The organism is Mucilaginibacter sp. P4_E8 (assembly GCF_056401495.1).
The window spans coordinates 1-14,068 of the sequence record NZ_JBFUJG010000070.1; the positions used below are offsets into that span (position 1 = coordinate 1).

General features: G+C 42.3%; 13 protein-coding genes. 8 read left to right on the plus strand and 5 right to left on the minus strand.

All coding sequences use genetic code 11. The features are described from left to right. The first annotated feature begins 323 nt into the window (after positions 1-323). The 3 genes from recR to AC1DRQ_RS20515 are packed head-to-tail and all read left to right on the plus strand — an operon-like array spanning position 324 to position 2,579. Positions 324-941: a recombination mediator RecR gene (recR, locus tag AC1DRQ_RS20505; protein WP_477426614.1), complete on the plus strand. Its 618-nt coding sequence runs from the start codon at positions 324-326 to the stop codon at positions 939-941. A gap of 2 nt (positions 942-943) precedes the next feature. Further along, positions 944-1,777, plus strand: a complete 834-nt coding sequence (locus tag AC1DRQ_RS20510) for a glycosyltransferase family 2 protein (protein WP_477426615.1) — start codon at positions 944-946, stop codon at positions 1,775-1,777. Then, positions 1,764-2,579, plus strand: a complete 816-nt coding sequence (locus AC1DRQ_RS20515; protein ID WP_477426616.1) for an SDR family oxidoreductase — start codon at positions 1,764-1,766, stop codon at positions 2,577-2,579. Before AC1DRQ_RS20510 ends, AC1DRQ_RS20515 begins: the two co-directional genes overlap by 14 nt. A gap of 45 nt (positions 2,580-2,624) precedes the next feature. Here the strand turns inward: AC1DRQ_RS20515 and AC1DRQ_RS20520 are convergent, their stop codons facing one another. The 3 genes from AC1DRQ_RS20520 to AC1DRQ_RS20530 form a co-directional block, all read right to left on the minus strand. After that, positions 2,625-4,985, minus strand: coding sequence for an ABC transporter permease (locus tag AC1DRQ_RS20520; RefSeq protein ID WP_477426617.1), 2,361 nt, complete (start codon positions 4,983-4,985; stop codon positions 2,625-2,627). Between the two features lie 208 nt (positions 4,986-5,193). After that, positions 5,194-5,580, minus strand: coding sequence for a hypothetical protein (locus AC1DRQ_RS20525; RefSeq protein WP_477426618.1), 387 nt, complete (start codon positions 5,578-5,580; stop codon positions 5,194-5,196). Positions 5,581-5,645: 65 nt separating this feature from the next. Next, a complete protein-coding gene (locus AC1DRQ_RS20530; protein WP_477426619.1) occupies positions 5,646-6,587 on the minus strand; it encodes an ion channel in 942 nt (313 codons plus the stop codon). A gap of 297 nt (positions 6,588-6,884) precedes the next feature. Between AC1DRQ_RS20530 and trpD the strand changes: the two genes are divergently transcribed. Genes trpD through trpA form a run of 4 tightly spaced genes read left to right on the plus strand, consistent with a single transcriptional unit; the run spans position 6,885 to position 10,470 of the window. Continuing rightward, positions 6,885-7,874 carry an anthranilate phosphoribosyltransferase gene (gene trpD, locus AC1DRQ_RS20535; RefSeq protein ID WP_477426620.1) on the plus strand — a complete coding sequence of 330 codons (990 nt, stop codon included), beginning with the start codon at positions 6,885-6,887 and terminating at the stop codon, positions 7,872-7,874. Positions 7,875-7,876: 2 nt separating this feature from the next. Next, a complete protein-coding gene (locus AC1DRQ_RS20540) occupies positions 7,877-8,521 on the plus strand; it encodes a phosphoribosylanthranilate isomerase (protein ID WP_477426621.1) in 645 nt (214 codons plus the stop codon). Further along, positions 8,505-9,686, plus strand: coding sequence for a tryptophan synthase subunit beta (gene trpB / locus AC1DRQ_RS20545; RefSeq protein WP_477426622.1), 1,182 nt, complete (start codon positions 8,505-8,507; stop codon positions 9,684-9,686). Before AC1DRQ_RS20540 ends, trpB begins: the two co-directional genes overlap by 17 nt. Before the next feature lie 13 nt (positions 9,687-9,699). After that, positions 9,700-10,470, plus strand: a complete 771-nt coding sequence (trpA, locus tag AC1DRQ_RS20550) for a tryptophan synthase subunit alpha (protein WP_477426623.1) — start codon at positions 9,700-9,702, stop codon at positions 10,468-10,470. Positions 10,471-10,584: 114 nt separating this feature from the next. On the opposite strand, the gene AC1DRQ_RS20555 is transcribed toward trpA, so the two are convergent. Beyond that, positions 10,585-11,205, minus strand: coding sequence for an L-threonylcarbamoyladenylate synthase (locus AC1DRQ_RS20555; RefSeq protein WP_429395119.1), 621 nt, complete (start codon positions 11,203-11,205; stop codon positions 10,585-10,587). A gap of 367 nt (positions 11,206-11,572) precedes the next feature. Then, on the minus strand, positions 11,573-12,115 hold the full coding sequence (locus tag AC1DRQ_RS20560; protein ID WP_429395121.1) for a YceI family protein: 543 nt from the start codon (positions 12,113-12,115) through the stop codon (positions 11,573-11,575). A 163-nt stretch (positions 12,116-12,278) separates the two neighbouring features. Between AC1DRQ_RS20560 and AC1DRQ_RS20565 the strand changes: the two genes are divergently transcribed. Continuing rightward, on the plus strand, positions 12,279-13,919 hold the full coding sequence (locus tag AC1DRQ_RS20565; protein ID WP_477426624.1) for an FMN-binding glutamate synthase family protein: 1,641 nt from the start codon (positions 12,279-12,281) through the stop codon (positions 13,917-13,919). The last annotated feature ends 149 nt before the right edge of the window (positions 13,920-14,068 follow it).

Below are 14,068 nucleotides of genomic sequence, written 5' to 3' on the forward strand. Positions count from 1 at the left end.
TCAATACCTTACTAATGAGCCTTCCAAACTCTAATTTCTATTTGATGTCACAGTTTAAAACAAGCGGTAAGGGATTTAATCGAGGCATAGGCCTTTAAGCCTGGCAATGACGATAATGAACCCTTACCGTTGTTAACTTTTTCCACAAAAATCAAGGTTATTAACAAAGAAAAAGAAGCAAAAAGAAAGCTTCAACAATAATAATAACCTATATTATTTTGTTGAAGCTAATCTAAAGGCAATGACGCGCGGTGGGAGGTGAAGAAAATCTTTCGGACTATACACACTTTAAAACTTTCCTTACTATTCATTAACTTCGCACAATGAACTTTTCGTCCAAGTTGCTGGAGAATGCCGTAGCGGAGTTTGCTAAACTGCCGGGAGTAGGACAAAAAACTGCTTTGCGCCTGGTGTTGCACTTATTAAACCAGGATAAGCTGGAGGTGGAACGCTTTAGCAGCACCATCAGTAAGCTGCGCAACGAGATTCAATTCTGCAGCGTTTGCCATAATATTTCTGATCAGTCGGTTTGCGAAATATGTACATCTCACAAGCGCGACCGTAGTACCATTTGCGTGGTAGAGGACACCCGCGATGTGATGGCCATTGAAAATACCAATCAATATAATGGCGTTTATCATGTACTTGGCGGGCTTATTTCACCCATGGACGGCATTGGTCCGTCAGATCTGCAGGTAGACACTTTAGTGGAACGGTTGAAGGCAAATGAAACCAAAGAGATCATTTTTGCTCTTAGCGCAACCATGGAGGGCGACACCACTTTGTTCTATCTTCACAAAAGAGTAAAAAATTTCAATATAACCATATCAACCATTGCCCGTGGCATAGCTTTTGGAGGTGAATTGGAGTACGTAGATGAGATCACTTTAGGGCGATCTATCGCTACACGTGTTCCTTATGAAAATTCACTTACAAAGTAAAAATGAAACTATCGGTCATTCTTGTTAATTACAATACCTGTGATATGCTCAGGCTGGCGCTCAACTCTGTTGTAAGGGCCGCCCAGGATATCAGTAATGAGGTTTTTGTGGTTGATAATGGGTCGACTGATAAATCATTGGCTATGCTTAAGGATGAATTTCCGGAGGTAAGCGTGATAACTAATACCAAAAACGAGGGTATAGCCAAGGCATACAACCAGGCTTTGAAACTCACCACAGGAGAGTATGTTTTAATGGTCAATGCGGATACTATTACAGGCAAAAAAACCATTGAACGTTCCCTGGAGTTTATGGATATGCATACCGATGCCGGCGGGCTTGGCGTGCGCATGATAACACCCGAAGGCCGGTTTCTGAAAGAGTCAAAACATGGCTTTACCAAACCCTGGGCAATATTTTTTAAACTGACAGGCCTGGCCAGGTATTTTTCAAAATCGCGCTTAACTGATGTACAACGTAAGGACTGGGTTGAGGAATTCCAGACCTCAGAAACCGATGTGCTGAACGGTGCTTTTATGCTGTACCGGAAAGAGGCCTTAAACCATGCCGGGCTGCTTGATGAGCGTTTCCATATTTACGGATATGATATTGATCTGTCGTACCGCGTTAGGCTTACCGGGTTTAAAAATTATTACTTCCCCAAAACATATATTATCAACTTTAACACACGTGGCAGGGCTAAATTTAGCTTCACTTATATCAGGGAATTTTATGGCGCGATGATTATCTTCGCCACGAAATACTTATTTAAGGTGCCCGAAATAAAAATGGAGGGCATCCCGCAGCTCTATCCTCCATCGTATGAAGTTGAATAACAAGATCATTATCATCACCGGTGCATCATCAGGTATCGGCAAATCATTAGCTATTGAATGCGCCAAACGCGGTGCAAATGTTGTTTTGGCCGCCCGCCAGTACGTTACCCTTTGCGAAATAGCCGCTGATCTTGAAAAACAATATAATGTTAAGGCTTTGGCCGTACAATGTGATGTGGCTATTGAAGAGGAATGCGCGCATTTGATAAAACAAGCCCTTACAACCTTTGGTAAAATTGATGTGCTGATCAACAACGCAGGCATATCCATGCGGGCGCTGTTTAATGATGTAGACCTTAAGGTATTAAAGAGCCTCATGGATGTTAATTTTTGGGGTGCCGTATACTGCACCAAATATGCCCTGCCCGAGATCATTAAAACCAAAGGCAGTATTGTTGGTGTATCATCTATCGCGGGTTATAAAGGCTTGCCCGGCCGCACAGGCTACTCGGCTTCCAAATTCGCAATGAATGGTTTTTTAGATTCCCTGCGGGTTGAAAATTTAAAAACCGGTGTACATATATTAACCGCCTGTCCTGGTTTTACCGCGTCAAACATCCGTAATACCGCACTGGCAAAAGATGGCAGCCAGCAAGGCGAAAGCTCCATGCACGAAGAGAAAATGATGACCAGTGATGAAGTAGCTAATATTATACTTAACGGTGTTGAAAATCGCTCCCGCACCCTCATCATGACCAGCCAGGGAAAACTCACCGTAGCGCTCAGCAAATTTTTACCCGCCTTTTTAGATAAAATGGTGTATAACGTATTCGCTAAAGAAAAGAACCCGTTGCTGAAATAGCTTATAATTCTCTTCACTGTAGTCTGACTACGCTTAATACATTCCCTACTCGCTCCTTAAACTTTTCACCGGGTTGGCCATCGCTGCTTTGATGGATTGGAAGCTGATGGTAGCAAATGCGATAACGATGGCTATACCTGCGGCCAGTACAAAAACCGTCCAGTGGATGGGTATGCGGTAGGCAAAGGCATCCAACCAGTTGTTCATGGCGTACCAGGCTATGGGGGTAGCTACAACAATGGCGATGAATACCAGTTTGATGAAATCCTTAGCCAACAGGCCAATAACGCCTGTAACCGATGCACCCAATACCTTGCGCACACCAATTTCGCGGGTGCGTACCTGGGCGGTGTAGGCCGCCAGGCCCAACAGGCCAAGGCATGATATCAGTATGGCCATGCCTGCAAAATAGTTAAACAGGGTGCCTTCGCGCTGTTCGCCCTGGTAAAGGTTGTTGAATATTTCGTCAAGGAAGTTATAAGAAAAAGGGAATTCGCCGTTGTATTGTTTAAACTGGCTACCCGCCGCGGCTATGGCTGTGGCCGCATTATTGGTGCTGGTTTTTATATACATGGTTTGGTAAACGGCCGGGCGATAAAAGAAAATGGCGGGTGCAATTTTTTCACGCAGGCTGGCAAAATGAAAGTCTTTAATTACGCCGATGATGGTGCCGTTTGTTTTTTGGAAACGAAAATGCTTACCGATAGGGTTTTTCATGCCGATCTCCCTTACGGCGGCTTCATTAAGTATAAAATGGGTCGAATCGGCTACGGCACCGCTAAAGCTGCTGCCTTGCTGCATTTTGAGCTTAAAAAACTGGATGAAATCCTTATCTATCCCCATGGGGTGCAGGATAAAGGTTTGGCCCGGTGCTTTGCCTTCCCATGAATTATCGCCCGAGATCATGCCGCTGTTGATTATGTTGCCGGTTGCCCGGGTTACGCCCTCTACGCCGGGTTGCTTCAAAAGCTCGGCCTTTACGGCATCGTAATGTCTTGAGGCATCCCGCATCCAGACACCAAAAACGTGGCTTTTATCATACCCTAAATTTTTTGATTGGATGTATTTGAGTTGCTGGGTAATAACCAAAGTGCTCACAATAAGTACTACCGAAAAGGTAAACTGCACCACCACCAGTATTTTACGGAAAAGGGCATCGCCAATGCTGCCGTTTATTTTGCCCTTCAGGGCTTTTAAAGGCTCGAAGGATGATAACAGCATGGCCGGGTAAATGCTGGATAAGGCCAGTGTAGCTATTACTGTGATGGTTATAATGAGCCAGATGTGTGGATTGAGCAGGTTAAACACCAGTTGCTTACCGGCCAGTTGGTTAAATACCGGCATCAGCAGGTAAATGGCGAACAGTGCAAATAGCGTGGCGATGAGGAACAGTAGGGCTGTCTCGGCCAGGAACTGTATAAACAGCTGCATTTTGCCCGCCCCTATAATTTTACGCATGCTGATCTCTTTGGCGCGCAGCAACGAGCGCGCTGTTGAAAGGTTTACATAATTGATGCAGGCTATTAATAAAATAACCAGGGCTATGATGATAAAAATGCGCACCGTTTGGATGCCGCGATCGGTACCATCGGCATTGTACAGGTGCATTTTATTGATGGGCAGCAGCAGGTATTCGGCATCGGTATCTTCGGCGCGGTGCTTAATGTGTATGTTAAACAGATCGGCCGAGAGTTTTTTTAATGATGTGCCTGGTTTTACTTTAAAATAGGTTTGATAATTATAATTGCTAAAATCGGTGTTCACATCCATCTTGCTGTTTACCAGTATAGATTTAACCTGGTAACTCATGGGCATAATCATATCAAAGTTGATGCTGGAGTTAAGCGGGAAATCGTCAATAACTCCGCTTACCGTAAAGTTTTCCTTACCATCGGCCACGAGTACTTTACCAATGGCATCATCGGTACCAAAATATTTTCGCGCTGTTTTTTTGGTGATAACAACAGAGTTATCACTTACAAAAGGCTTTGCGGTATTGCCCTCCACCAGCGGAAAATCAAAGATGTTGAACAGGGAAGGATCGGCAAAGACTACATTTTGCTCGCCGAAAACTTTTTCCTTGTATTTATATAGCGAGAAATACCAGTTGGGGGTTATGCGCACCTGGTCCTGCACCTCAGTGAGTTCCTGTTTAGCCAACTGACCTATGGGGGCCACTGTACTTTCCCAGATCTGTTTACTGGCGCCTGTGCCGCCAAAAAGTTCTACGCGGTAAATGTTATCGGCGTTTTTATGGAAGCCATCAAAACTTAACTCGTCCTGTACCCAAAGCAAAATCAGTATACCAATGGCCAGCCCGGCAGTAAGTCCGGCAATATTAATAAATGAATAGAATTTGTTGCGAAATAAATTTCTCCAGGCAGTTTTAACGTAGTTTTTAAGCATGGTACCAGTATGTTATTGAACTTATGGTATTACAAAACCATGCCAGTTTTTTAATTAATTGATTAATAATATTTTATCAGTTTCGTTGTTTCTCCAGCCGTTCATAAGCGGACGGTTGCGTGCGGTTGTATTACAGAGATTATCTGGCATTTACCTGTCAGTGGGGTACACGTCATAAGCGTGCACCAACGGGGGAGACTGTAAATAGTTAGGCTAATATTAAGGTAAGATTTTTAAAATATTCATTTGTTGTAATAGCATCTTCTGCGATATTAAGATACCATGTGCCATCAGTGCAATCCAAATTAAAACTTTCTTCATCTGTTACACTTAACCAAATTATATTGAGAGAATCTTCAGTATAAAAGCTTTCAAAATCACCTTCATTTAAGCATAAACTTTTATTTTTCAAAAGCATATATTTAATATACCAGTATTCAGATTGAAATGGCAATGAAAAATTAGTAAATGGTTCAATTTCTAATTCCTTAGTTAATTTAATTTTTTTAGCACCAATTTTCAATCTCTTCAGAAAGGCCAAATCATGAATTTTATTTGTGATTTTAAATTTGAAAAAATTCATTTCTTGATCCATTATACTACGATTAATAAAAAATCTTGATAATCCCTTAATCCTAAAAATCCCGGTTCAGACAAATTTCAACCAATCACCTCATGGTCACTTATCTTACTCAGGTCCAAAACAACGCGGCCGTCCTCATCCCTTTCAAAAGCTGGTTTAAATTTGGCGCTCCATACCAGATCGTCATGTTGGTAAGTGGTACGTGAATGAACGGTTTGCGAAAACGTATCATCAAAAGTTTTTAATACCACCGAGAACCCAGCTTGTGCTTTTTCCAGTTCTTGGGGGGTTATGTCTTTGATCGGACTGTTTTCATCAAGCGGATGTACAACGGTCCAGCTCAGGGTTAATATACTTACCCGCTTCCTTTCCAGTTCCAGTTGAAAAAACTTACGTTCAGTTTTTCCGTTTACCTCTTCGTTGTAGGAGAATACGACCTCCATTTCCAGGTCTATCAATATGTTGCGCCTCTGGTTTGCCAGCCTGAACATGATGCCGCGCCCACCCCGGTATGGAGCTATCAATATGTTTTTGCTGTATAATATTTTTGCCGATGGTCTTGAAAAACGTCCGTAAAGCAAGCCGGTAGCCAAAGCAAAGGCTAGTAAACCCATCATCGACTCAAAAGCGGCAACGCTATTGGCTGCCATTCCCTGCGGACTGATATGCCCGTAACCAACGGTAGATATGGTTTGTGCCGAAAAGAAGAAGGCATCCATAAAATGGTCGAACAAAGTAACACCACTTTTTCCGTCAAGGCTATCGGTTCCGAGTGAAACATATATAAACGCGAAAAAGATATTAGCTACCATATATCCGCTTAAAACTACCGCCCAGAACTTTGTCCAGCTCATGGTGATCAGGGAATGGTAGCTATTTGATGTGCTGAAAATAGAGAGCCCGGTACGTTTTACATTGATGGTGCCATCCTTATTAATAACAGGTTGGCTTTTCATAACTGGTTGTGTACCAAAACCAAGGTCATCCTCAGGATTTATTTTTTCTTTGTGTATAGACATTTTAAATGTAAGTTTTTCGGCTTTTGCGTAAATTTATCATTCTGTTTGCTTTTAGTAAAAACTATTTCCATATTTGTGGCACAAATGAAAATGATAGTATTAAACAATAACTGGTGGTGGCTTAACGATTAATCGTGAGGCAATTCCGTTTTTGTTTTTTAAAATAATATTCAGAAGGGTTGCCATACGGTAACCCTTTTTTTATGCCCCCCGACCCCCTAAAGGGGGAGTGATTAACGGGGGGATAAATTATAATAATGTAAATCAAACAACCCCCTTTAGGGGGCAGGGGGGCATATGAAACAGATATTAAATCATCTTTTTGAACACAAAACCTTTAGCAGGGAACAGTCAAAAAATATTTTGATAAACATTGCGCAGGGTAAGTATAACAACTCGCAAATGGCGGCGTTCATGACGGCCTATTGCATGCGCAGTATCACGGTTGAGGAACTGGAAGGTTTTCGTGATGCTATGCTGGAGCTTTGCCTGCCCATTGACCTGGAAACTGACGAACTGATTGACCTGTGTGGTACGGGCGGCGACGGAAAAGATACCTTCAATATATCAACCCTGGCCTCGTTTGTGGTAGCAGGTGCCGGCTATAAAGTAGCCAAGCATGGTAACTATGGTGTGTCATCTGGCTGCGGATCATCAAACGTGATGGAACATCTTGGTTACCAGTTCACCAATGATGCTGATAAGCTGAAGAATGGCATTGATAAGGCAAATATTTGCTTTCTGCATGCTCCCTTGTTTCACCCGGCAATGAAAACTGTAGCGCCCATACGCCGCGAATTGGGAGTGAAAACATTTTTTAATATGCTGGGGCCCATGGTTAACCCCGCGAAACCGCATAACCAGTTGGTAGGTGTGTTTAATTTGGAACTTGCCCGTGTTTACGCCTATCTGTATCAAAAGTCAACCATCAAATACACGATAGTGAACGCGTTGGAAGGATACGACGAAATTTCGCTCACTTGCGATTTCAAAACATTTTCGGCCGAGGGCGAAAAGATAAATACGGTGGAAAGTTTAGGCTTTGAAAGATTAGATCCTGCTGCCATTGCTGGTGGCGATACTGTAGCCGCATCAGCAAAAATTTTTAGTGATGTATTAAACGGCAAGGGTACACTGGCACAAAACAATGTGGTTTTGTCAAACGCTGCACTGGCCATAAAAACCATACATCCTGAAAAAAGCTTTGCCGATTGCTATTATGAAGCCGAAGAAGCACTGCTTGATAAAAGAGCATTAAATAGTTTTGACGTTTTATTGCAGAACTAAGCATGAAGATAAAAGTTTGTGGTTTACGGGAGCCTGAGAATATTAAAGCTGTAGCCGCCTTAAAGCCGGACTATATGGGCTTTATATGTTACGGCCGCTCGCCACGCTTTATTGATGCCTTATCTGCTGATGCACTGGCAACAATTCCGTCTACCATACATAAAACAGGGGTTTTTGTAAATGAAACCGTCGATAATATTAACCTGCTGATTGATAAATACGGGTTTGATACCGTACAACTGCATGGTGACGAAAGCCCGGAGTTTTGCAGTACTTTCAAAAATAAGGTAAAGATTATAAAAGCGTTTGGGGTTGATAACGACTTTGATTTCGGAAAGCTTAATAATTATGCGAACAATGTGGATTATTTTATGTTCGATACCAAAACCTCCGGGTATGGCGGTTCGGGCAAAATATTTAACTGGGACATTTTAAATAAATATACGCTTGATGTGCCTTTCTTTTTATCGGGCGGGATAAGCCTGGATAACCTGGATGAGATAAAAAAGATCAGTCACCCGCAGCTTTACGCGGTTGATTTGAACAGCCGTTTTGAAACAGAACCGGGTGTAAAGAATATAGATAAATTGGAAAAAGCATTTGATATCATCAAAAAACAGAATATTACAGATGAAATACGGAGTTAACGAGCATGGTTATTACGGCGATTTTGGCGGCGCCTACATCCCCGAAATGCTGTATCCAAACGTGGAGGAGTTAAGGCAGCAATACATCAGCATTATCAATGATCCTGAATTTAAGGCGGAATTTGATGACCTGCTGAAAAACTATGTGGGCAGGCCTTCGCCTTTATACCACGCCAAAAGATATTCTGAAAAGTATGGTGCAAACATATTCTTCAAACGCGAGGATCTTAACCATACCGGTTCGCATAAGATCAATAATGCCATTGGGCAGATATTGCTGGCCAAACGATTAGGAAAAAAACGCATCATCGCCGAAACCGGCGCGGGTCAGCATGGAGTAGCCACAGCAACGGTATGTGCCCTGATGGGTATTGAGTGTGTGGTTTACATGGGCGAGATAGATATGGCCCGCCAGGCCCCTAACGTATCTCGTATGAAAATGTTGGGTGCCACCGTTAGACCAGCATCTTCGGGCAGTAAAACGCTGAAGGATGCCACTAATGAGGCCCTGCGCGACTGGATAGCAAACCCGGTTGATACGCATTACATCATTGGATCCGTTGTTGGTCCATACCCTTATCCTGACATGGTGGCCCGTTTCCAGTCGGTTATTTCAGAAGAAACAAAAAAACAACTGGTAGAGCATACCGGTAAAGAGCTGCCTGAATATGTTTTGGCCTGTGTAGGCGGTGGCAGTAATGCCATGGGCATGTTCTATCACTTTTTAGATGACGAGCAGGTTAAACTGGTAGCCGTTGAAGCAGCAGGCAAGGGTGTAGATAGCGGTCACTCGGCAGCTACTACCTTTTTGGGTCACGAAGGGGTGTTGCACGGTAGCCGTACCATATTGATGCAAACACCAGACGGGCAGGTTATTGAACCTTACTCTATTTCGGCAGGATTGGATTATCCGGGTATTGGTCCGCAACATGCATACTTGTACAAAATAAACAGGGCTCAATACGTGAGCATTACTGACGACGAGGCCCTGCAAGCCGGTTTGCTTTGCTCGCAAATGGAAGGTATTATCCCGGCCATTGAAACAGCCCACGCGTTGGCACAACTTGAAAAAATGAAGTTTAATCCGAGCGATAATGTAGTGATCTGCCTGTCGGGCAGGGGCGATAAGGACCTGGATACCTATATAAAATATTTTAACTATTAATAGTTCAATTACAATGAACCGCCTGAACCAGCTTTTCGCGTCAAAAAAGGATAACCTGTTATCCATATACTATACTGCGGGTTATCCTGCTTTAAACACTACTGTTGATATTGCCGAAGCTTTGGAAAAAGCCGGGGTTGATTTCCTGGAGGTAGGTTTTCCATATTCAGACCCGRTTGCTGATGGGCCAACCATCCAGCACAGTTCTGAGCAGGCGCTGGAAAACGGCATGACCCTTAACCAACTTTTTGAAGAGCTGACCGAACTTCGTAAACGCGTTACCATACCTATATTGTTGATGGGATATGTTAATCCGATAGTACAGTACGGTGTGGAACGTTTCTGCAAAAAAGCCGCGGAACTGGGCGTAGATGGTATTATAGTTCCTGACCTGCCAATGTATGAGTATGAAGAATTGTACTCGTCCTATTTCATTAATAATAACCTGAGCAATATATTCCTGGTTACTCCGCAAACCTCGGCTGACCGTATCCGTAAAATTGATGAATTGAGCAACAGTTTTATTTACCTGTTGTCTTCATCATCTATTACCGGTGGCAGTCTGCAGCTGACCAACAATATTGAAGATTATTACAAACGGGTTAAGGCTATGGAATTGAAAAATCCGGCCATTATCGGTTTCGGTATTTCAGACAATGCCACCTTTACAAAAGCCTGCGAATATGCCAATGGCGCTATTGTAGGCAGCAAATTTGTAAAGCTGCTCGCTGAGGAAAATTATATGGAGAAGATACCGGGATTTGTAAAATCAATAAGGGGGTAAGAACAATAAAAATTTGTTATTCTGAGCGATAGCGAAGAATCTATTCTGCTTTATGCAAAGTTTACTAATAGATCCTTCGTTCCTCAGGATGACAAAGGAATTGCAGAAATAGGTTTACAAATACAACTCCAGTTCGCCTTTACCTTCACGTATCACTTCAAACTCGCCTGATGTGCAATCTACAACGGTGGATGCTACGTTATCGCCATAACCACCATCTATAACTATATCCACCAGATCCTCGTATTTCTCGTGGATCAGTTCGGGATCGGTAGAGTATTCCACAATATCGTCATCATCTTTTATGGATGTTGAAAGGATAGGGTTACCCAGCACCCTGACAATTTCGCGGGCTATATCATTATCCGGCACCCTGATACCCACCGTTTTTTTATTGGAACTAAGCATTTTGGGCACCATGTGGCTGGCATTGAATATAAAGGTGAACGGCCCTGGCAAAGCTTTTTTAAGCACCCTGAAGGTAGCATTGTCAATCGGTTTTATATAATCAGATATATGGCTCAGATCATAACATATAAAGGAAAAATTAGCTTTTTCGGGCCTGATGTTCCTGATCTTGCAGATAGCCTCAATCGCTTTATGATTAGTAATATCGCAGCCCAAACCATAAATGGTATCGGTAGGGTATATGATGAGGCCACCTTTGCGCAACACTTCAACCACCTGCTCAATGGCCTTAGGGTTGGGGTTTTCGGGATATATTTTAATAAGCATAATAGGGTAAGACAAATATACCTATAAGTTGGTTTAAAAAAACATAAAAGGCCTGTCATCCTATCGAAGGATTGTGCGAAGAGGCCTGCCCACCATGCTTCGACAGGCTCAGCATGACAGCCTTTATACAAAAAAATCCTGTTAATCCTTAAATCTGATTAACGGTGAAGCCCTCTTGAACTCCATTAAAATAATCACTATTGTGAAAAATCAAGGTTCAGACAATAAAAAAAGTCATTTGCTATTAGCAAATGACTTCTGGTATAATAAATTTTAACCTGTTAAGTGTTTCAATAATGCCGTGTTGTTACTTGCATAACAACAGCGGCATTTTAAAAGTTAAAACACAGCAACAGCATTAAAACAATTAAGCTTGTTTAGCAAACTGTACGTTAATAAGCAGTTTTATATCTTCGCCTACTACAATTGAACCGGCTTCGGTTACGCCATCCCAGGTTAAACCAAAATCTTTACGGTTAATTTTGCCTGAAATTTCAAAACCTGCTTTAGTGTTGCCATAAAAATCAGCTGCCGAACCGCCAAACTCAGCATTAAGTTTTACAGGTTTGGTTACATCTTTTATAGTAAGGTCACCAGTCAACTCATATTCTTCATCATCTGTTTTAGTTAATGATGTTGATTTGAAGCTGATCTTTGGATATTTTTCCGCGTCAAAAAACTCGGCCGATTTCAAGTGCTCATCGCGTTGGCTTTGGTTGGTATCAATGCTGTTGATGTCAAGTGAAAAATCAATTTCTGCGTTTTCAAAATCATCACCATCGGTTATCAGTTCGCCTTCAAAGCTTTTGAAAAAGCCGCTTACTGTTGAGATAACTAAGTGTTTTACTTTAAATTGTACTTCTGAATGCATTGGGTCAATAACCCATTTTGTTGCTGTTTCTGTTGCCATGATTTTTTTATTTTGTTTGTTGATACAAATATACTAACAAATTAGATGTTTAAACATCTAATTTTATTTAATTACAATTTGCAGACATTGGATTACAAGTTTAACCATACAATTGCGCTATTGTTTAACTTTAAAAGTTATTTTTATATTAAATAATCTATTTATGAAGAAGCTTTTTATCACCTCATTCATCATCATTTTTGCCGCGCTTATAGCGTGGACTATGATATGGAAACCGGCGGCATGGTCGTTCCTGATCATTGTGCCCATATACGTTATAGGGTTTTATGACCTGGTTCAAAAAAAGCATAGCATAGTGCGTAATTATCCGGTATTTGGTCATCTTCGGTTTTTAATGGAAGAGCTTCGCCCTAAAATATACCAGTACTTTATTGAAAGCGATACCAACGGTACACCGTTTAATCGTCAAAACCGCAGTGTAATATATCAGCGGGCAAAAATGGTTGATGATACCCGTCCCTTTGGTACCGAGCTTGATGTATATGAAGATGGGTACGAGTGGCTTAATCATAGTATTGCCGCTATTGATCACCATAAGCTTGATCTTTCACCACGTGTAAAGGTAGGCGGACCTGATTGCAAGCAACCTTACATGGCCAGTGTTTATAACATATCGGCCATGAGCTTTGGTTCACTCAGTGAAAACGCGATCCTTGCCTTAAACGGAGGCGCTAAGCTTGATAATTTTGCACACAATACAGGCGAAGGTGGTTTAAGCGATTATCACCTGAAACCGGGTGGCGATATCATTTGGCAAATTGGGACAGGCTATTTTAGCTGCCGCCATCCTGATGGTACCATTGATTATGATGCCTTTGCCCAGCGGGCCGTTTTGCCTCAGGTAAAAATGATTGAGATAAAACTGTCGCAAGGTGCAAAGCCGGGGCATGGCGGTATTTTACCCGCCGCCAAAGTTACACCCGAAATTGCAAGGATCAGGTTGGTAGAGATGGGACAGGATGTGGTATCACCTCCTTACCATACCGCTTTTAACAACCCTATAGGCTTAATGCAGTTTATAAAAAAGCTGCGTGAATTATCTGGAGGCAAACCCATAGGCTTTAAACTTTGCGTGGGTCATAAAAGTGAGTTTTTGGCTATATGTAAGGCCATGGTTAAAACCGGTATCTATCCCGATTTTATTACGGTAGATGGGGGCGAGGGAGGTACAGGAGCCGCTCCCCTGGAGTTTTCGAACTCAGTAGGGATGCCCCTGCGCGAGGCGCTGGCCTTTATCTATGATGCATTAACAGGTTTCGATATTAAAAGATATATCAAACTGATTGCATCGGGCAAGGTTGCTACAGGCTTCGATCTGGTGAAGAACTTTGCCTTAGGAGCTGATATGTGCAACAGCGCCCGCGGAATGATGTTTGCCCTGGGCTGTATACAGGCCTTGGAATGCAATATGAACACCTGCCCAACTGGTGTGGCAACGCAGAATAAAGATCTGATGCGGGGCCTGGTAGTTGATGATAAAAAGGTACGTGTGGCCAACTTCCACAAACAAACGGTAAGCAGCGCCATCCAAATGATTGGCGCGGCAGGTCTAACTAAACCTTGCGACCTGCACCGTATGTTCATCTATCGTCGTATAAATCATAGCCAGATACAAACCTATGGCGAACTGTTTCCCTACATACCTAAAGGCAGTCTGCTGAATACACCTTACCCCTCAAGCTTTGAGCTGGATATGGCTATCAGCAGCGAAAGTACTTTTGTACCTGATTATAGTACAGTGACCAATGTTGATTACAGCAATGTAAGTTCGTATATGAGCTAAACCGTTGATTGGTGTGATTACGATGATGATTTTGTCTGAACCGGGATTAAACAGATTAAAGGATTCCTCTGATTTTTACAAATCAAATCCAAAAAATCTGATAAATCTGTTTAATCCCGGTTCAGACAAAATCCTGGTTCAGACAAATT

What these genes read in the sequence shown, in the direction of transcription:
- recR (WP_477426614.1), top strand. Translation starts at nt 324, where the DNA reads ATGAACTTTTCGTCCAAGTTGCTGGAGAATGCCGTAGCGGAGTTTGCT.
- AC1DRQ_RS20510 (WP_477426615.1), top strand. Translation starts at nt 944, where the DNA reads ATGAAACTATCGGTCATTCTTGTTAATTACAATACCTGTGATATGCTC.
- AC1DRQ_RS20515 (WP_477426616.1), top strand. Translation starts at nt 1,764, where the DNA reads ATGAAGTTGAATAACAAGATCATTATCATCACCGGTGCATCATCAGGT.
- AC1DRQ_RS20520 (WP_477426617.1), bottom strand. Translation starts at nt 4,985, where the DNA reads ATGCTTAAAAACTACGTTAAAACTGCCTGGAGAAATTTATTTCGCAAC.
- AC1DRQ_RS20525 (WP_477426618.1), bottom strand. Translation starts at nt 5,580, where the DNA reads ATGGATCAAGAAATGAATTTTTTCAAATTTAAAATCACAAATAAAATT.
- AC1DRQ_RS20530 (WP_477426619.1), bottom strand. Translation starts at nt 6,587, where the DNA reads ATGTCTATACACAAAGAAAAAATAAATCCTGAGGATGACCTTGGTTTT.
- trpD (WP_477426620.1), top strand. Translation starts at nt 6,885, where the DNA reads ATGAAACAGATATTAAATCATCTTTTTGAACACAAAACCTTTAGCAGG.
- AC1DRQ_RS20540 (WP_477426621.1), top strand. Translation starts at nt 7,877, where the DNA reads ATGAAGATAAAAGTTTGTGGTTTACGGGAGCCTGAGAATATTAAAGCT.
- trpB (WP_477426622.1), top strand. Translation starts at nt 8,505, where the DNA reads ATGAAATACGGAGTTAACGAGCATGGTTATTACGGCGATTTTGGCGGC.
- AC1DRQ_RS20555 (WP_429395119.1), bottom strand. Translation starts at nt 11,205, where the DNA reads ATGCTTATTAAAATATATCCCGAAAACCCCAACCCTAAGGCCATTGAG.
- AC1DRQ_RS20560 (WP_429395121.1), bottom strand. Translation starts at nt 12,115, where the DNA reads ATGGCAACAGAAACAGCAACAAAATGGGTTATTGACCCAATGCATTCA.
- AC1DRQ_RS20565 (WP_477426624.1), top strand. Translation starts at nt 12,279, where the DNA reads ATGAAGAAGCTTTTTATCACCTCATTCATCATCATTTTTGCCGCGCTT.